Origin of the sequence: Streptomyces silvisoli (genome assembly GCF_029269905.1) — a bacterium.
In the GTDB taxonomy this organism is placed as follows: Bacteria; Actinomycetota; Actinomycetes; order Streptomycetales; family Streptomycetaceae; genus Streptantibioticus_A; species Streptantibioticus_A silvisoli_A.
The window spans coordinates 483,515-501,460 of record NZ_JARJBC010000003.1 but is presented as its reverse complement, the minus strand read 5'-3'; the positions used below and the strand labels follow the sequence as shown (position 1 = coordinate 501,460).

General features: G+C 71.2%; 12 protein-coding genes and 1 riboswitch. Of the genes, 2 read left to right on the top strand and 10 right to left on the bottom strand.

Going from position 1 to position 17,946, the window contains the following annotated elements:
- Positions 1–10: 10 nt before the first annotated feature.
- A complete protein-coding gene (locus tag P3G67_RS07850) occupies positions 11–3,235 on the bottom strand; it encodes an amidohydrolase family protein (RefSeq protein ID WP_276092789.1) in 3,225 nt (1,074 codons plus the stop codon).
- A gap of 213 nt (positions 3,236–3,448) precedes the next feature.
- A riboswitch (M-box (ykoK) riboswitch) is annotated at positions 3,449–3,622 on the top strand.
- A 300-nt stretch (positions 3,623–3,922) separates the two neighbouring features.
- On the opposite strand from P3G67_RS07850, the gene P3G67_RS07845 reads away from it, so the two are divergent.
- Positions 3,923–5,575: an NRAMP family divalent metal transporter gene (locus tag P3G67_RS07845; protein WP_276092788.1), complete on the top strand. Its 1,653-nt coding sequence runs from the start codon at positions 3,923–3,925 to the stop codon at positions 5,573–5,575.
- A 39-nt stretch (positions 5,576–5,614) separates the two neighbouring features.
- On the opposite strand, the gene P3G67_RS07840 is transcribed toward P3G67_RS07845, so the two are convergent.
- From P3G67_RS07840 to cbiE, 4 genes are all read right to left on the bottom strand, one after another.
- Entirely contained in the window at positions 5,615–6,973 is a 1,359-nt protein-coding gene (locus P3G67_RS07840) for an ABC transporter ATP-binding protein (RefSeq protein WP_276092787.1), read from the bottom strand.
- Between the two features lie 13 nt (positions 6,974–6,986).
- A complete protein-coding gene (locus tag P3G67_RS07835) occupies positions 6,987–8,723 on the bottom strand; it encodes an ABC transporter permease (RefSeq protein ID WP_276092786.1) in 1,737 nt (578 codons plus the stop codon).
- A gap of 114 nt (positions 8,724–8,837) precedes the next feature.
- Positions 8,838–9,857, bottom strand: a complete 1,020-nt coding sequence (locus tag P3G67_RS07830) for a cation diffusion facilitator family transporter (protein ID WP_276092785.1) — start codon at positions 9,855–9,857, stop codon at positions 8,838–8,840.
- Between the two features lie 172 nt (positions 9,858–10,029).
- Positions 10,030–11,274, bottom strand: coding sequence for a precorrin-6y C5,15-methyltransferase (decarboxylating) subunit CbiE (cbiE, locus tag P3G67_RS07825; RefSeq protein ID WP_276092784.1), 1,245 nt, complete (start codon positions 11,272–11,274; stop codon positions 10,030–10,032).
- Between the two features lie 138 nt (positions 11,275–11,412).
- On the opposite strand from cbiE, the gene tsaD reads away from it, so the two are divergent.
- Positions 11,413–12,468 (top strand): tRNA (adenosine(37)-N6)-threonylcarbamoyltransferase complex transferase subunit TsaD, encoded by a 1,056-nt coding sequence (gene tsaD / locus P3G67_RS07820; protein WP_276092783.1) that lies wholly within the window; start codon positions 11,413–11,415, stop codon positions 12,466–12,468.
- Between the two features lie 65 nt (positions 12,469–12,533).
- Here tsaD and P3G67_RS07815 read toward each other — a convergent pair whose 3' ends face one another.
- The 5 genes from P3G67_RS07815 to P3G67_RS07795 form a co-directional block, all read right to left on the bottom strand.
- Positions 12,534–12,965 (bottom strand): subtilase-type protease inhibitor, encoded by a 432-nt coding sequence (locus tag P3G67_RS07815; protein ID WP_269855134.1) that lies wholly within the window; start codon positions 12,963–12,965, stop codon positions 12,534–12,536.
- A gap of 402 nt (positions 12,966–13,367) precedes the next feature.
- Positions 13,368–15,158 carry a phosphatidylglycerol lysyltransferase domain-containing protein gene (locus tag P3G67_RS07810; protein ID WP_269855133.1) on the bottom strand — a complete coding sequence of 597 codons (1,791 nt, stop codon included), beginning with the start codon at positions 15,156–15,158 and terminating at the stop codon, positions 13,368–13,370.
- A gap of 315 nt (positions 15,159–15,473) precedes the next feature.
- Positions 15,474–15,908 carry a hypothetical protein gene (locus tag P3G67_RS07805; RefSeq protein WP_269855132.1) on the bottom strand — a complete coding sequence of 145 codons (435 nt, stop codon included), beginning with the start codon at positions 15,906–15,908 and terminating at the stop codon, positions 15,474–15,476.
- A 47-nt stretch (positions 15,909–15,955) separates the two neighbouring features.
- Positions 15,956–16,789 (bottom strand): heavy metal-binding domain-containing protein, encoded by an 834-nt coding sequence (locus P3G67_RS07800; protein WP_269855131.1) that lies wholly within the window; start codon positions 16,787–16,789, stop codon positions 15,956–15,958.
- A 58-nt stretch (positions 16,790–16,847) separates the two neighbouring features.
- Positions 16,848–17,876, bottom strand: coding sequence for a heavy metal-binding domain-containing protein (locus tag P3G67_RS07795; protein WP_276092782.1), 1,029 nt, complete (start codon positions 17,874–17,876; stop codon positions 16,848–16,850).
- Between the last annotated feature and the right edge of the window lie 70 nt (positions 17,877–17,946).

The following is a 17,946-nucleotide window of genomic DNA, read 5'->3' as shown; positions in this document are numbered from 1 at the left end:
CCGGAAGGGCTCAGACGCCCACGTCGCAACAGCAGTCACGGCGCAACTGCCGACCGACCGCCAGCCATTCCGCGTCCGTCACCGACGCGCGGTGTGCGGTGTGCCCGGGACCGGAGAAGGAGTCAACCAACTCGGCCTGCTCGTACGGGACTCCACCGCGCAGCACCGACACCGTCCGCACCAGCGAGTCGAAGTCGGTGAACGGATCGCCGTCGACCACCGTCAGGTCCGCCAGCTTGCCCTCCTCCACGGTGCCCAACTCGCCCTCCACGCCGAAGACCTGGGCGGGGACGACTGTGGCGGTGCGCAGCGTCTGCGCCGCCGACAGGCCGTAGCGGTGCAGCGCGCGCAAGCCCATGTGCAGATGGAGGCCCACCGGTACCAACGGCGAGTCGGTGCCCATCGCCACCAGGCCGCCACCCGCCAGCACCCTGCGGTAGACGCCGACCTCCGTCTCCAGAGCGGCCAGTTGGTCGGCCGTCGGCGGTTGCGCGGCGAGCTGGCGGACCACCGCCGTGTCCCACGGCGGCATCAGCGCCGTGACCCTGGGGTCGGTGGCCAGCGCCGGTTCGGCGCCGACCAGCGGTGCCGCGGTGAACGGTGTGGCGATCATCCGGAAGTCCGTCGCCGTGTACAGCTCCAGCAGGTCCTCGTAGGAGTGCCCGGTGGCCGTCACGTCGTGTCCGAACTCCAGCCGCTGAGTGGCGTGCAGATGGGACGTCAGGTCCTGTCCGAGCTGGATGCCAGGTGTGCACAGGTGGCCGCCGCTGCGCACCCCGAGCCGTTCGTGCGCGAAGCGCGCCGCCGTCTCCATCACCCAACCGGGCGCCCGCACGTAGGTCTTGACGAAGTCCCAGTCCAGCGCCGCCCCCCGGGCCAGCGATCGGGCGAGCCCCTCGCGGGTGCGGTGGGCCCTGCCCATGCTGTACGCGACCCGTGAACCGTCCAGCAACTCGCCGGTGGCCAGCAGCCGCGGCCCGGCCAGCGCGCCCGCCGCGACCGCGTCCCGGATCCGCGCCTGCTCGTAGGCGAAACCGCCCAGCGAGACGGCCGTGGTGATCCCGTAGGCGAGTTGCAGGGAGGTCTGCCGACCGCCGTAGGTCGCCTGCCACGGATGGGTGTGGGAGTCCCACAGCCCGGGCGTGACGGTGTACGCGGAGGCGTCGATCCGCCGCCGCGCGGGCCGCCCCGCGCGGTGCGGCTCCACGGCGGCGATCCGCCCGCCGCGCACCACCACGTCGACGTCGTGCCGGACCCGCTCGCCGGTGCCGTCCCACAGCTGACCGGCGTGCACCACGGTGTCGGCGGGCGCCGGGCGCCGGTAGTCGAGCGGGACGCGGACCGTACGGGCCGTGCCGCCCGCGGCGTCGATCATGCGCAGCGCGCCCGACGACAGGTACAGCAGGGTGCGTGAGTCCCCGGACCAGGAGGGATGGTCGGCGGGCTCGTCGGTGAGCTGCCGTGGCGCCCCGTCCGGGGTGCCGTCCGGACGTACCGGCAGCAGCCACAGCGCGGACTCGGAGATCACCGCCATCCACCGGCCGTCGGGGGACCAGACCGGGCCGGAGTCGTAGCGGTCGGAGATGGACACATGCGGTGCCACGGCGTGCAGCCGGGCGGTGCCGTCCGTGGTGTCCACCACCCGGATCAGGTTGTAGCCCTCACGGAAGCGCTGGTTGAGCCGGTTGCGGTCGCAGAACGCCAGGTACCGCCCGTCCGGCGACCAGCTCGGCCGGCCCGGCAGACCCCCGCCGCCCAGCGGAGCCGCGAGCACCCGCTCGGTGCCCTTCGCCAGATCGCGCACCACCAGGTTGCCGGACATATCCACACAGGCCAGCCGGTTGCCGTCCGGTGACAGCGCCGGGTACACCCGTCCGCCCGAGGCCAGAACCGTTTCCGTTCCCGAGGCGAGGTCATGGCGGCGCACCGCGTACAGCCCGTCCCGGTCGTCCGCGTACAGCAGTGACCGCCCGTCCCGCGCCCAGACCGGGCCGAGCACATAGCGGGTGGGGTCGGCTCTGACGATCCGGCGCGGTTTGGCGCCCGAAGTTCCGCACAGCCACAGCGAGTTGAGCGCCGCGAAGGCCACCTGCCGTCCGTCGGGGGACAGCGCGGGCAGATGCACCCCGCGCACCGGGCGCACGCCGGTGCCGTCCAGGTCGTACTTCTTCACCCGGTAGCGCGGCAGGTCCACCGGCAGCGTGCCGGCGAACGGGATCCGCCGGGCGTCACCGGGCCGCTGCGGGCGCAACAGTCGGAACTGGCCGTCCACGTTGACCAGCAACTCGTCATCGGACGTCCAGCGCGGCGGTGCGGGCGCCACGTCCCCGTCGACGCGTACCGGCGTGCCGTCCACCACCAGCGTGCAGGAGGCGGCGGGCGCGGCGGTGGTGCGCAGATAGGCGAGCCGTCCGCCGGGCGAGACGGCCGGGACCATCAGCTGGACGCCGGGCGTCGGATCGGTGTGGGTGACCGTGACCGGACCGGAACCGTCGGCCGGGACCGAGGCGATGGTACGGGCGTCCAGCGCGGTGCCGCCGGGCGTGCCGGAGGCCACCGGCCGGGCGCGCACGAACCGCACCTCGCGGCCGTCCGGTGACCAGGCCGGGTCGAAGTCCTCCCAGGGGCCGTCCTGCAGGGGCCCCTGCTGGCCGGGCAGGCCGGTGATCCGGGTCAGCCGCCCGGTCGCCACGTCGAGCAGCCAGATCCGGTAGGGGCTGCCCGCCACCGGGTCGCCGCCGCGTTCGGAGGCGAAGGCGATCCGGGTGCCGTCCGGCGACCAGGACGGACCGCGGTCGTCCCAGGGGCCGTCGGTGCGCTGCTTGAGCTCCGAGCCGTCCGGGCGCAGCGTCCAGATGTGGAAGCCGCCTCCCCGGTAGGCGCACACGACCAGCAGCTTGCCGTCGGGGGAGAAGACCGGGCGGGTCGGCTCCAGGTCCGGCGTGCTGATCGGCACCGCGCGGCCGCCCGTGGGCGGCAGCGACCACAGCACGTTCTGCACTTCGGCGACCAGCCGGTCACCGGTGGGGGAGAGGGTGGCCGAGCCGTTGGTGCCGGAGGTGAAGGACAGCGTGACGCGCCCGGTGGCGGCGCCGGCCGGGTCCTGGTCGGCGAGGGCTTCACCCGGAAGGCCCAGTACGGCCCCGGCGGCCGCGGCTCCGGCCGCCGCGTGTAAGAAACCGCGCCGGGAGAGCGCGGAACCGGTTGTGTCGAAGGGGTCCTGAACGGCGTCCAAGAGGGCTCCCTGGCTTGGAAGTTGAGAGGGGTTCGACGTCTCGCGCTGCTGATCGTGGCACAGCCAGGGGGGCCGTCGGCACTGAGTTCCCGCTGGTCACCACCGGCGAACCGGAGCTTTGTGACTAGACACACCGACCGGCCGGAGTCAAGGTTCGGTCAAGTAGTTGCGCGGATATGCAAGAAAGAGGCTAGACTTCAAACGAAGTTGCAGGAGGCACCTCGTTCGGTGAGGCGTCTGCACGGACACAGGCCACTGATCCCACCCGTCGAGAGACGCTCCGGATCAGGACAGGTCTCCCCGAGTTAAGGGGTGACCCCAAGTGGCTTCCCGCCTCTGGCGGGACACGCCGTGGAGTGCCAAAGCTCTGACGAGTTGGGGTGAACCAGCCGTATCGGGCTGGTCCGCTCCTTGCCGAGTCCGTACGGCGCCCTGCGCCCCGGCCGGGAGGAGGCGAGAGACATGGATTGCAGTAGCAGTAGTCCGGGCCATAGTCGGCCCCGAATCCGCTTGTCCTCGTTGACCTCCGGCACGCGGTAACCACCTTCCCTGCGCGCACCACAGCACCACTGATCGCGGTCCCGTACGGCCTTGTGCCGCTCGGCCGCGGTTCGGCGTGCGCTCGCAGGGGGGATTGCTGCTGCGTGCCCCCTAGCGAAGCCCCCAAAGGGGCCTGGGAGGCTCGTAATGACCACCATCACCGAGACCGCCGCCGAGCAGATCACGCGCTCCGCGGTCCTTGACGACGCGCATGTCGGCGACATCCGTGGTGCGCTTGGCACTATTCGTTTGGATGACACCGCGCCGCGGTTGGGTTTGTCGGCGAAGTTGAAGACGTTGTTGGCGATCGTGGGTCCTGGCCTGATCGTCATGGTCGGTGACAATGACGCGGGTGCGTTCGCCACCTATGGGCAGGCGGGGCAGAACTACGGCACCAAGTTGCTGTGGACGCTGCTGCTGCTGGTGCCCGTGCTGTATGTGAACCAGGAGATGGTGCTGCGTTTGGGCGCGGTCACCGGTGTGGGGCATGCCCGGTTGATTCTGGAGCGGTTCGGGAGGTTCTGGGGCGCGTTCTCGGTCATCGACCTGTTCTTGCTGAACGCGTTGACGTTGGTGACCGAGTTCATCGGGATCACGCTGGCGGCCGGGTATCTGGGGTTGCCGAAGGCGGCGTCGGTGGTGTTGGCGGCGGCGGTCATCGTCGCGTCGGCGTTCACCGGGTCGTTCCGCCGGTTCGAGCGGATCGCGATCTTGTTGTGTGCGGCGTCGCTGCTGCTGGTGCCGATCTACTTCATGGTGCATCCGGCGACTTCGCGGATGGCGCATGACTTCGTGGTGCCCACGATGCCGGGTGGGTCGGGCGGGTTGGCGACGGTGATGCTGCTGATCATCGGGATCGTCGGTACCACGGTGGCGCCCTGGCAGTTGTTCTTCCAGCAGTCGTATGTGATCGACAAGCGGATCACGCCGCGGTTCATGCGGTATGAGAAGGCGGACTTGTGGATCGGTATCGCGGTGGTGGTCGTCGGTGCCGCCGCGATGATGGGTTTCACCGCCGCGGCGTTCGCGGGGACCAGGGGCTTTGGGAACTTCTCCGACGCGGGTGCGATCGCCACCGGTCTTCAGGCGCATGCGGGCAAGCTGGTGGGGGTGTTGTTCGCGATCGCGCTGCTGGACGCCTCGATCATCGGTGCGTTCGCGGTGTCGTTGTCGACCGCGTACGCGATCGGTGATGTGTTCGGGATGAGGCACTCGCTGCACCGCGGGGTCAAGGGGGCCAAGGGCTTCTACGCCGTGTACGCGGGGTTGGTGGCCGCGGCTGCGGCGATCGTGTTGATCCCGGGCTCGCCGTTGGGGTTGTTGACCGAGGGCGTGCAGACGCTGGCCGGTGTGCTGCTGCCGTCCGCCTCGGTCTTCTTGCTCCTGCTGTGCAACGACAAGGCCGTCCTCGGCCCGTGGGTCAACGGGGCCAAGACCAACGCCTTCACCACGGCCGTGGTCGGCGTGCTGGTCACGCTGTCGATCATCCTGACCGCCTCCGTGCTCTTCCCGGACATCACCGCGGGCGCGATCATGGACATCATGGCCGCCTGCGGAGTGGCCGGGGTGCTCGCCATCGGCTACGCCGAGGTGCGCCGCCGCCGCAAGGGCTGGGCGCGCGCCGGCGCGGGCATCGACCGCAGCGGCCGGGACGAGTGGCGGATGCCGCCGCTGGAGACGCTGGCCAAGCCGGTCATGTCCACCGGCTACAAGATCGGCATGGGGGCACTGCGCTCCTACCTGCTGATCGCGATGGTCCTGGTGGTCATCAAGATCGTCGAGGTCGCCCTCGGCCACTGAGGCCCACCGGTGGCGGCGGGCACCCGCCCGCCGTCACCGTCACAGCTTGGCCTCCGCGCCCGGTTCCAGGGTGAGCACGCCGTCGTCGGCGTCGTAGTCGAACAACTCGCCGTAGCGGCCCCAGTCGATCGCGATGTCGAGCTGGCGCCGGGCCTCCTCCGCGGAGTACCCGCGGCGCAGCAGATCGAGGAAGAACTCCTCGCGCAACCGTTGGCCCTCGGTCGCGGCCAGCGCCTGGACGATCGCCCGCACGAGCGGGGCGTGCCGGGCCGCGTGCCGGGCGAACAACTGCTTGCTGGTGAGGATGTCGGCGGCGGCGAACTCCCGGCCCTGCTCGGTCACCGTGATCCGCGGCCCCTCGGTGCGGGCCAGACCCAGCAGCACGGCGGCGTCCACCAGCGGCAGCAGATCGTCGATCTCGAAGCTCAACTCGTCGGCCAGCTCCGCCAGACCGTCCTCACCGCCGCGCGCCACCAGGATCTCCAGCAGCCCGGCCAGCCCGCCGACGCTCACCTCGGGCAGCGGTACGGCGATCGGGGTGGCCGCGGCCCGCGGGGGTCCGGTGGGTGCCTGCACCGCGGCGGCGGCCGCCACCTCCGCGGCCTCCTCCCGGCCGGTGAGGATCCCGTACACCGTGTCGACCAGGGCCTCGAACTGCGGGGTTCGGCGGTCCCGTGGCCTCGGCAGGTTCACCGTCAACTCGGCCTTGATCCGGCCCGGGTTGGACGACAGCACCAGGATCCGGTCGGCGAGCAGCACCGCCTCCTCGATGTTGTGGGTGACGATCAGTACCGAGCGCACCGGCGCCTCGTGCCCTTCCCACAGGCCGACGATCTCCCGCCGCAGGTTCTCCGCGGTCAGCACGTCCAGCGCGGAGAACGGCTCGTCCATGAACAGCGCGTCCGGCTCGACCACCAGCGCCCGGGCGACACCGACCCGCTGCCGCATGCCGCCGGACAGCTCCTTGGGGTAGGCGCCCTCGAAACCGTCCAGGCCGATCAGGTCGATGGCCTTCAGCGCCCGCTCCCTGCGCTCGTCCTCCGTGACGCCCCGGGCCTGGAGGCTCAGCTCCACGTTCTGCTGCACGGTCAGCCAGGGCAGCAGCGCGAAGGACTGGAAGACCATCGCAACCCCGGGGTTGGTCGCGGCCAGCGGTGTGCCGCGGTACGAGACGGTGCCCGCCGAGGGGGCGATCAGCCCGGCGAGGCAGCGCAGCAGCGTGGACTTGCCGGAGCCGGACTTGCCGAGCAGCGCCACGATCTCGCCCTCGTTCACCTGCATGCTGATCGCGTCCAGCACCGGCAGCGCCCGCCCGTCGGGCGTGGTGAACGTCTTGGTCACCCCTTCCGCCCGGACGATCGCGGCGCCGGTCTCGGACCTGCTGGGCGTGTTGGTCATCGGCGGCTCCGGGTCACAGCGCGTAGCGGGTCTCGGCCAGGTGGTAGAGGCGGCGCCACAGCAGTCGGTTGAGCGCGACGACATACACGCTCATCACTGTGACCCCGACCAGGATCTTCGGGAAGTCACCGGTGCCGGTCGCGTTCGCGATGTACGCGCCCAGCCCGGTCGCGGTCAGGTGGTGGTGGCCGAAGCGGACCACCTCGGCGACGATCGAGGCGTTCCAGGCGCCGCCCGCCGCGGTGATCCCGCCGGTGACGTAGTACGGGAAGATCGCTGGCAGGATGAAGTACCGCCAGCGCAGCCACCCGCCCACCTGGAAGCCGGTCATCGCCTCCCGCAGGTCGGAGGGGATCGCCGAGGCTCCCGCGATGACGTTGAACAGGACGTACCACTGCGCGCCCAGCGCCATCAGCAGGATGCTGCCCACGTTCAGCGAGACGCCCAGCGCCACGAACGCGGCCGTGGCGAACGGGAAGAGGAAGTTCGCCGGGAAGCTGGCGAGCACCTGCACGACCGGCTGGGCGAACCTGGTGACCCTCGGGCTCATCCCGATCCACACCCCGACCGGCACCCACACCAGCGTCGCCGCCACCAGCAGCACGATCACCCGGCCGAACGTCGCCGCGCCCAGCGCGAAGGCGTGCCCGAACTCGCCCAGGCCCACCGACGCCCGCACGTAACCCAGCGCCTTCCACACGCCGTAGAGCACCACCACCGCCAGCGCGCCGCCGAAGAACACATCGCCGGTGCGCTCCCGCGCCGCGGGCCTGACCAGCGGGTGTTCGGCCACCCCGAACGGCCGGGTGGCCGCGTCCAGGGCCCGGCCAGCCGAGCGCAGTGGACGCGCCATCAGGTCCGCCAGCGAGGAGCGGCGCAGCAGCTCCAGCACGACGCTGCGCGGCCGTTCGGCGGCCTCGGACTCCTCCACCCGGAACCGCTCCGACCAGGCCACCATCGGCCGCCAGAACAGCACGTTCACGCCGATCACCATTACAACCATCACACCGATGGCGATGCCCACCTCGCCCAGGTCGCCGCTGCCGATGGCGGTGGCCGCGTAACTGCCCACGCCGGGCAGCGCGTACTGGTGGTTGAGGACGCTGATGGTCTCGGAGGCGGCCAGGAAGAACCAGGCACCGCCGAAGCTCATCATCCCGTTCCAGACCAGCGGGATCATGCCGCTGGGCACGTCCAGCCGCCAGAACCGCTGCCACTTCGTCAGCCGCATCACCCGCGCCGCCTCGTCCAGTTCGTGCGGCTGGCTCACCAGCGAGTGGTAGAAGGCGAACGTCATGTTCCAGGCCATCGAGGTGAAGATGGCGAAGATCGACGCGCACTCCAGGCCCAGGGTGGAGCCGGGGAAGAGGTTGATGAACGCGGTCACCACCACGGACAGGAAGCCCAGCACCGGCACCGACTGAAGGATGTCCAGCACCGGGAGCAGCACCTTCTCGGCCCTGCGCAGCCGGGCCGCGGCCACCCCGTAGACGAAGGTGAACAGTACCGAGAGGATCAGCGCCAGGAACATCCGCAGCAGCGAACGTACCGCGTAGAACGGCAGGTTGGCCGGGTCGGTGGAGACCGTCCTCGGTGCCTGGCCGGGCAGGAACGGCGAGTTGAGCGACGGCGCCAGCTCCAGCAGCCCGTACAGCAGTCCCACCAGCGCCGCCGCCACCAGCAGGTCCACCCAGCGCAGCCCGGGACGGCGCCAGACATCCCGGGACGGAAAGCCGTCCGCGCCCGCCACCGCCTCACCTCCGTCGCCGTGGTCCTCAGCGAATCACGGCACCGGTGACGGCGCGGGGGTTGCGGACGGCAACACCCCGACGCCCACCGGCTTGGACGACAGACGGCGGGACGGTCAGTGCGGGTGCGGTCCCTCGCGGTGCACCGGGCCGTGCGCGTCCGCGCAGTGGCCGTTGTCCTGCTCCGCGCCCCGGCGGGTGACCGCGAGCAACTGCTCGGGGGCGTGGTCGACCTGGAGCGTGGTGTGGGTGATGCCGTAGTCCTGGTGCAGCAGCTCCACCAGGTCCCGCTGCACCGCGTGGCAGTCCCCGGACGGCTCGACCAGGACGTGTGCGGACAGCGCGGGCTGGCCGGAGGTGATCTGCCAGACGTGCAGGTCGTGCACCTCGACCACGCACGGGTGGCCTACCAGCCGGTCACCGATCGCGTCGGGGTCGACCCCGGCGGGTGCCGCCTCCAGGAAGATCCGGCCCGACTCGCGCACCAGGCCCGCACCGGCCTTCAGCATCAGCGCCACCACCACCAGCGAGGCGATGGCGTCCGCGCGGGCGAACCCGGTGAGCAGCACGACGAGGCCGGCGACCGCGGTGGCGATGAAGCCGTACAGGTCGGTGAGGATGTGCTGGAAGGCGCCCTCCACGTTCAGCGAGCTGCGGTTGGCCTTGGAGATGCACCAGGCGGCGATCACGTTGACCACGATCCCGACCAGCGCCGTCACCAGTACCAGGGCGCCGGTCACCGCGGGCGGCGAGATCAGCCGCCAGGCCGCCTCGTACGCCAGCCACAGCGACAGCACCAGCAGCGTGATGCCGTTGGCCTGCGCGGACAGGATCTCCGCCCGCTTCAGTCCGTAGGTGAAGCCACCGCGTGCCGGGCGCGCGGCGAGCCGCATCGCCACCAGCGCGAGCACGATCGAGGCCGCGTCGGTGAGCATGTGCGCGGCGTCCGAGATCAGTGCCAGCGACTGGGCGAACAGGCCGACGACGACCTCGACCGCCATGAAGCCCACGATGAGGCACAGCGCGATCGTCAACCAGCGGCGGTCGGTGTCGGCCGCCACACCGTGCGAGTGCCCGTGGTCGTGTCCGTGCCCGGCGTGGCCGTGCTCGTGCCGCCGCTCCGCCTCGTCGCCCATCCCCGATCCCTTCCACTGCGGACATGTTGATTGGGCATCTCGTCGTACCCGGTCCAAGGCAGTAGACCGCGAATTGGCGAAAGATCCAAAGACTGCACTGGCAACCGTTATCGAAGCCGGTAAGACGGCTGTGACCTGCGGGTTCTTCGTGAGCGTGAAAGTGGCGCCGACGTCAGCCGTGCTTGGTGGCCACCCACTGGGTGACCGGCATGGCCTGCCGCCATCCGGTGAAGCCGCCCACCGGAACCGCGTGGGAGACCCCGATCCGCACCAGCTCGCCGCCGTACCGTCGGTAGTGGTCGGCCAGCAGTGCCTCGGACTCCAGGGTCACGGTGTTCGCCACCAGCCGGCCGCCACTGGGCAGTGCCTCCCAGCAACTGTCGAGCAGCCCCGGCGCGGTGGCGCCACCGCCGATGAACACCGCGTCGGGCGTGGGGAGTTCGGCGAGCGCGTCCGGAGCCCGGCCGGTGACCACGCGCAGGCCGGGCACGCCGAGCCGTTCCGCGTTGCGGGCCACCCGCTCGGCCCGCACCGGGTCGCGCTCCACGGCTATCGCCCGGCAGCCGCGGTGGGTGCGCATCCACTCGATGCCGATGCTGCCGGAGCCCGCACCGATGTCCCACAGCAGTTCACCGGGCGTGGGGGCGAGGGCGGCCAGCGTCATGGCCCGGACATGGCGCTTCGTCAACTGGCCGTCGTGTTCGAAGGACTCGTCGGGCAGGCCCGGGGTGTTCGGCAGCCTCGGGGTGCCTTCGGCGGGCGCGCACTCGACGGCGACCACGTTGAGCGGATCGCCCGCGGGGTGCGACCAGGTGGCGGCGACCCCGGTGAGCTGGCGTTCCCGCTCGCCGCCGAGGCTCTCCAGCACCCGCATGCGGCTCGGGCCGTAGCCGCGGTCCCGCAGCAGCGCGGCGACCTCGGCGGGGGTGGCGGCGCCCGCGCTGAGCACCAGCAGCCGCCGCCGGGCGTGCAGCGCGGCGGCCAGGGCGGCCACCGGCCGTCCGACCAGGCTGACCACCTCCGTCTCCTCCAGCGGCCAGCCCAGTCGCGCGCACGCGTAGCTGACCGAGGAGGGGTGCGGCAGTATCCGCAGCCGCCCGGCGCCCGCCACTTCGGTCAGGGTCCGGCCGATGCCGAAGAACATGGGGTCCCCGCTGGCCAGTACGCACACCCGGCGCCCGGCGTACCGGTCCAGCAGCCCCGGCACCGCCGGGCGCAGCGGCGACGGCCAGGCGACCCGCTCGCCGCCGCACTCCGGTGGCAGCAGCCCGAGTTGCCGGGCGGCACCGATCACCACCTCGGCGCCGAGCAGCGCTTCGCGGGCGCCCGTTGAGAGCCCGTTCCATCCGTCGGCCCCGATCCCCACCACCGTGACCGGCACGGCACCGTCGTCGCTGTGGGCTGCGGCGGAACTCACGGGTCTCCTCGGCGGTCGGGGACGAAAACGGAATCCGAACTCTACTGACCCGCCGGGGGCCGGGCTCCCGGCGGGCAGGGTGCCGCACGCCAGCGCGTAGGATGTGCAACTGCAATAGACTTGCAAGAAAGGTTTGGCATGGGCGCCTCCCCGATCGTGCTGGGCATCGAGTCCTCCTGCGACGAGACCGGCGCCGCACTGGTGCGGGACGGACGGCTGCTGGGCCAGGCGCTGGCGTCCAGCATGGACGAGCACGCCCGGTACGGCGGCGTGGTGCCCGAGATCGCGTCCCGGGCGCATCTGCACGCCATCGGGCCGGTGGTGCGGGCCGCCCTGGCCGACGCCGGGCTGCGGCTCGCGGACGTCGGCGCGGTCGCGGTGACCACCGGTCCCGGGCTGTCCGGTGCCCTGCAGGTGGGCGTGGCCGCGGCCAAGTCCTACGCCTACACGCTGGGCGTCCCGCTCTACGGGGTGCACCACCTCGCCGGGCATGTCGCCGCCGACACCCTGGAGCACGGCCCGCTGCCGAACCCGTGCATGGTGCTGATCGTCTCCGGCGGCCACACCTCGCTGCTGCTGGTACGGGATGTGGCCCGGGATCCGATCGCGCACCTCGGCGACACGCTGGACGACGCGGCGGGGGAGTGCTTCGACAAGGCCGCCCGACTGCTGGGCCTGCCGTACCCGGGCGGACCGGCCATCGACCGGGCGGCGCGGGACGGCGATCCGAGCGCTGTCGCCTTCCCCAGGCCGCTGACCGGGCCGCGTGACGCGCCGTACGCCTTCTCCTTCTCCGGGCTGAAGACCGCGGTCGCCCGCCACACGGAGGCCCGTGGCGGTGCGGTCGCGGTCGGCGACGCGGCGGCCTCGCTCCAGGAGGCGGTGGCCGATGTGCTGACCCGTAAGGCGGTCGCCGCCTGCCGGGAGTACGGAGTGCGCGCCCTCGTGGTGGTCGGCGGCGTGGCGGCGAACTCCCGGGTGCGTTCGCTGGCCGCCGAGCGGTGTGCCGCCGCGGGGGTCGAACTGCGGGTTCCGCCACCGCGGTTGTGCACGGACAACGGCGCGATGATCGCCGCCGTCGGCGACCTGCTGGTCCGCGCGGGCGCGCCCGCGGCGCCGCTGGACGTCTGTGTGGACCCGTCCGCCCCGCTGGAGTACGCGGCGCTGTGCCCGGTGGCCGCGGGGCGCGTATGACGAAGGTGCCGGCCCCTGGGGGACCGGCACCTTCTGAGGTGGTGCGCTGAGCGGTTTCGGACCGCTCAGAAGCTGAAGACGTACGCGTTGTTGGTCTTCATCACGCACTCGTTGGCGTAGGTGTGCGAGTACGAGATCCGCTGGCCGTTCCAGACGCCCTGTGCGCTGACCGTCACCGGCATCCAGATCATCGGGCATATCCCGTGCGGCGAGTTGGTGCTCAGCTCGGCGAAGTCGCCCCCGACGGCGCCGAGTTCGGCACACGCCTGGTACGCGTCCGGGTGGTCGCCGCCAACCGCCGGCGAACAGCGGAGGGTTACCGCGCGCTCTACGGTGGCGGTGTTCGGGTTGGTGCCGTTGGCGATGGTGAGCACCAGGGCCGAGGGCGCGTGCGTCGCCGGGCCGCCGTCGGCGGCCTGCGCGGCGGTGGCCCCGATTCCGGTCAGTCCCAGGGCGAGGGTCGCAGCGAGCCCGATGGTCCGCTTGGTGAACCGCATTCCGAACACTCCTTGGCTTGGGGGTGCAGATAGCGGACGGGAGTCTTGCCGAATCCTCCACCTAACGCACATCGAACGAACACTTCTGGTCACGGGGTGCGATCGAGTGATGGCTCGCAGTGGCGTCGGGGCTGCTCGGAGGTGGTGCGGGGTGGTCGCTGGGCAGGAGTTGATTATGAATTCCGTGTTACGCAACTGCAGTTGACGCCTTGCTCACCTGTGCGAATGTCGAACAGGTCATCCCCCGCGTCGACTGGAGTCGGCTGAAAACGCACACCTGCGCCCGTACAAAAGGGACGCCCGTGCAGTGCACGGGGCATATCCGCGGGACGTACGAAACACAGCGGAAACACCGTGGCCCCGCGGCGGAAAGCCGCGGGGCCACGGTGGGGCGGTGTGGGGTCAGCCGTCCCGGCGCAGCCGGGCCAGCGGCGCGGGAGTGGTGATGAAGCCCTCGGCGCGGGCGTTGGCGATGCCGATCCGGGGCAGCTGCGAGGTCTTCTCGAACAGCAGGAAGCGCGGCTCCCAGATCGGGCGGTACTTGGAGTTGGAGCGGTACAGCGACTCCAGCTGCCACCAGCGTGAGAAGAACAGCAGCGCCGAGCGCCACATCCGCAGCACCGGCCCCGCGCCCAGCCGGGCGCCCTCCTCGAAGACCGAGCGGAACATCGCGAAGTTCAGCGAGATCCGCTCCACGCCCACCGTGCCCGCGTTCTGGATCAGCTCCAGGACCATGAACTCCACCAGGCCGTTCTCGGACTCGCGGTCCCGGCGCATCAGATCGAGGGACAGGCCCTTCGGCCCCCACGGCACGAAGCTCAGCAGCGCCCGCAGCTTCCCCTCACCGTCAACGCACTCGATCATCACGCACTGGCCGTCGGCCGGGTCGCCGAGCCTGCCCAGCGCCATGGAGAAGCCGCGCTCGGTCTGCCCGTCACGCCAGCGGTCCGCCGCCTCCAGCAGCTCGGCCATCTCGTCGGCCGGAATGTCGTCGTGCCGACGGATACGCGTGGTGTAACCCGCGCGCTTCACACGGTTGTAGGCCTGCCGTACGCCGCGCATCGCACGGCCCTCAAGGGTGAACTCCGAGGGGTAGACGATCGCCTCGTCGCCCATCTCCAGCGCGTCCAGCCCGTGCCGGGCGTAGACGTTGCCCGCCTCCTCGCTGGCACCGGTCACCGCCGGGATCCAGGCGTGCTCCCGGGCCTCGGCCAGCCAGGCGTCGATCGCGCCGGGCCACGCCTCCACGTCCCCGATCGGGTCGCCGGACGCCAGCGTCACCCCGCCGATCACCCGGTAGGTCACCGCCGCCTTGCCGGTCGGCGAGAAGATCACCGACTTGTCGCGGCGCAGCGCGAAGTACCCCAGCGAGTCACGCGAACCGTGCTTGTCCAGCAGGGCCCGCAGCCGGTCCTCGTCGTCCCGGTCCAGCCGCTCGCGACCCCGCGGCGAGCGGAACAGCGCGTACAGCACCGCGAGCAGCAGTGCCAGGCCGGTGAGGTTGATACCCGCGCTGACCCAGCGGGCCACGTGCAGGGTGCCGAAGTCCTTGTCGTTGGTGAGGGTGGCCAGTCGTAGCGCCACGTACCACACCCGGTCGCCGATGCTGGCCTGGTCGGGGCCGACCGCCGTCACCAGGGTCGCGCCGACGAGGACGGAGATCAGCGCACCCACGCCCAGCACCGCGAGAGCCAGCTGCGGGTTCGTACGGTCGCCCTTGGCGTAGAACTCGCGGCCCGAGATCAAGGCGAACAGCAGCACCAGGCAAGTGATCGCGAACGAGATCCAGTTGAACGGATGGCGGCGCAGCTCCTCCCAGGCCACCAGCCACCACGCGGTCAACGCCGCGTAACCGCCGCACAGCAGGATGAAGACGATCCACGCCATCCGCTTGCGCCGCGCGAGCATCATCGCCATGAACAGCGCCGCCGCCGCCGAGCCGAATCCGGCGAACAGCATGAACGGGGTGAACAGCTCACCGGTGTTGTGCTCCTGCACCCGCTCGCGGAGCGCGAACGACACCGCGGTCAGCAGGTTCAGCACGCCCACCAACCGCAGGTACCAGATCGGCACCGCCGCGCTGCGTCGAGTCAGGGCGGAGGACTGCCTGCCCGACCGCCGCTGCTGCTGTCCTCCGGCCCCCGGCCCGGTGCCCGTATCGGCACTCGGCGCGGCACTGACAGCATTGCTCATGGATGACGCCCCTCAGATCCCAGGAAAACCGCTCGCTGGTGCGCCCCCATTGCCGAACCGCGTTCCGCACCAACCCTCGACTTTACCAATCACCCGAAGAGGTGACACCGCTCTGTGCCTGGCCAAACCGGACGTCTTCTGTGTGGGAACTGTGCGGCAACCATGCGGCGGCAAAGTCGCGTCCATCTCACGGGGCATTTCTCATCCGAGCCCCGCACGGGCCGCCGCAGGTCGAATTTCCGGCTGTTTCCGAGCTATTGCATGACGGTGTTGACCGCGATGACGCCGACGCCGACGTGATGTTTCCGACAGCGGCTACCGGCCGAGGATCAGCTTCTCCAGGGCCGCCCGGGCCCGCGCGTCCGACGCGGCGCGGGCCGCGATGGCGCTCGCCAGCTCCCGTACCCACTCGTCCAGCGCGACCGGGCGGCGGGAGAGCACCACGCCGCGCACCTCCTTGCACACCTCACCCGTCGGACGGCCGCCGGCCAGGTTCAGCACCAGCCGCTGCTCGCCCAGCGAGACGTCCAGCCGCTCCACCCGGCCCTCACGGCCCGCCAGCCGGTCGGCCATACCGCGCTTGCGCTCCACCGCGACCGAGCCGGGCGGCAGCGCGTCCGCCAGGGTGCCGGTGAGCACCCGCGCGTACACGTCGAGATCGGCGGCGTCCTGGCGCAGCGCGGCGGCCAGCAGCTCCACGGAGTCGGGTGAACCGCCCGGTTCGTACGGTGTGGGGTCGTTGGGGGTCATCACGAGCGAGCCTTGTCTGGAGTGGATGAATACGCTACTCGGGGCGGTCAGCCGTCCAGGCTGAGCACCATCGTGGGCCGTTCGATGACATGGTCGTCGCGCAGTGGCCGTACCGCCGTGCCGATCGCGAAGAACTCCGTGGTGTGGCCGCCCCACCGGTGGTTGTGGGAGTTCAGCTGGACGCCCACGATGCCCTCCGCGTGCAGCTCCTCCGCCTCGTGCTGCATCCGCTCCATCGCCAGCTCACGCGCGTCGTACAGGGCCTGGGTGAACGGTTCGATCTCCACGTTCTTGCCGAAGTTGGAGAACACCGAGCCCATCTTCTGGTGCGCGATGTGGTAGACGCAGGTGCCCATCACCATGCCCAGCGGCGCGTAACCGGCGCGGATCAGCGTCCAGAAGTCCTGGCCGCTCAGGTCGGAGGTGAACGGCTGGCCCTTGATGTTGCGCCAGCTGCCGTCGCCGCCCGGAGCCGGGGCGTCCGCCTTGACCGCGGTGCCGATGGCGATGAACTCCGCGATGTCGTTGCCGAATTCACGCGCCTCGACCGACAGCCGCACGCCCACGATGCCGTCCGCGCCGAGCTGCGCCGCCTCCGCCTCCATCCGCGTCATCGCCAGCTCACGCGCGTGGTACATGGCCTGGCTGAGCGTGGTCAGCTCCTGGTTCTTGCCCCAGCGGCCCAACTGGATCCCGACGTGGTAGATCGAGCTGCCCAGCACCAGGCCGATGGGCCGGAAGCCCGCCTCGCGCACCAGCAGGAACTCGTTGACCGACAGGTCACTGGTGAAGATCCCGCCCGGCTTGCCCGGCTGCAGCTCGGCCAGTCGGCGCATCGCGTCGGCCGGTACGCCCTGGGCGGTGGGGTCGGTGGCGGTCATGATCGGGTTCCCCTCGTTGCGTGGTCATCGGCGGTACGGGCGTGCGGCTGTTGGCGGATCATTCGGTACCGTCCAGTTCCGACAGCTCGGCCAGCATCTGGCGCACCTCGGTCGGATCGGTGCCGTAGGAGTCCAGCTCTCGTTCGATGCGCCTGCGCAGCCGCTTCCGCCTGGAGTCCAGCGGCATGATGCTCAGGGTGCGTGGCGGGGCCTCGCGTACCTGGAAGGCGGCCACCGCCGTGCCGACCAGGGTGGCCTCGGCGGTGTGGTCCTCGGCGTCGGACTCGCTGTTGCGGTTGCGCGCCCGCACGCAGCGCTCGCCCCATACCCTCAGGTCGCTGCTGCCCAGCACCACGCCGTTGGCGCCGCTCCTGGCGGCCTGGCCGTACAGCTGGGCCCGGGCGTCGTGCCGGGTGGCTCCGACCAGGTCGGTCCAGCCGGTGACCTCCTGGTTGCCCGCGCCGAGCCAGTTCTGCCGCCGGGTCGTCCAGTCGTTGTGCCGTACCCCGATGGACAGGCCGATCAGCAGCTCCACCGGAACCCATCCGGCCGAGACCAGCTTGGCGAACCCCTGCCCGTCCAGATGCGTGGTGAACGGCCGCGGCGGACGCACCGGCCCCTGCGCGCGCACCGCGGTGCCGATGACCTGGAACTCCAGGCAGTTCGGCGCGGCCGGAAACGGCGCGATGGTCAGGTTGGCGGCCACCACACCGTCGCCGCCCAGCGCCGAGCACTCCGCGGACATCCGGCCGAGCGCCTTGTGCCGTGCGGCCATCAGCACCTCGACCAGCGCCCGAGACCCGGCCCCCTGACCGGAGAGCGCCACCTGCGCCGGAGACGACATCCGGCCGGAGAACCCGGCGTACTGGTACCCGCAGTCGTAGTAGCCCCAGAACGGACCGCTGCGCGACACCTGGTAGACGGCCGAGCCCATCACCTGGCCCACCGGTTCGAAGCCCACCGAGCGGATCGCCGCGAACTCTCCGGTGGACACCGCGGACGACCAGGTGCCAGTGCGCCGCGCCTCGGCGGTCCTGGCCGCCGCCACCGGGGGCAGGGCCGCTCCCGGTGACCACTCGCCGCTCATGGAAAACCAACTCCCCGTCCGTGTTGGCGCGCTGGTCTGGGAGGCCGAGTCTAGGACCTCGGACCAATGG

Bases quoted from the DNA above. Each gene is read 5' to 3' on its own strand.
- P3G67_RS07845 (WP_276092788.1), top strand. From the start codon at position 3,923: ATGACCACCATCACCGAGACCGCCGCCGAGCAGATCACGCGCTCCGCG.
- P3G67_RS07840 (WP_276092787.1), bottom strand. From the start codon at position 6,973: ATGACCAACACGCCCAGCAGGTCCGAGACCGGCGCCGCGATCGTCCGG.
- P3G67_RS07830 (WP_276092785.1), bottom strand. From the start codon at position 9,857: ATGGGCGACGAGGCGGAGCGGCGGCACGAGCACGGCCACGCCGGGCAC.
- tsaD (WP_276092783.1), top strand. From the start codon at position 11,413: ATGGGCGCCTCCCCGATCGTGCTGGGCATCGAGTCCTCCTGCGACGAG.
- P3G67_RS07815 (WP_269855134.1), bottom strand. From the start codon at position 12,965: ATGCGGTTCACCAAGCGGACCATCGGGCTCGCTGCGACCCTCGCCCTG.
- P3G67_RS07810 (WP_269855133.1), bottom strand. From the start codon at position 15,158: ATGAGCAATGCTGTCAGTGCCGCGCCGAGTGCCGATACGGGCACCGGG.
- P3G67_RS07805 (WP_269855132.1), bottom strand. From the start codon at position 15,908: ATGACCCCCAACGACCCCACACCGTACGAACCGGGCGGTTCACCCGAC.
- P3G67_RS07800 (WP_269855131.1), bottom strand. From the start codon at position 16,789: ATGACCGCCACCGACCCCACCGCCCAGGGCGTACCGGCCGACGCGATG.
- P3G67_RS07795 (WP_276092782.1), bottom strand. From the start codon at position 17,876: ATGAGCGGCGAGTGGTCACCGGGAGCGGCCCTGCCCCCGGTGGCGGCG.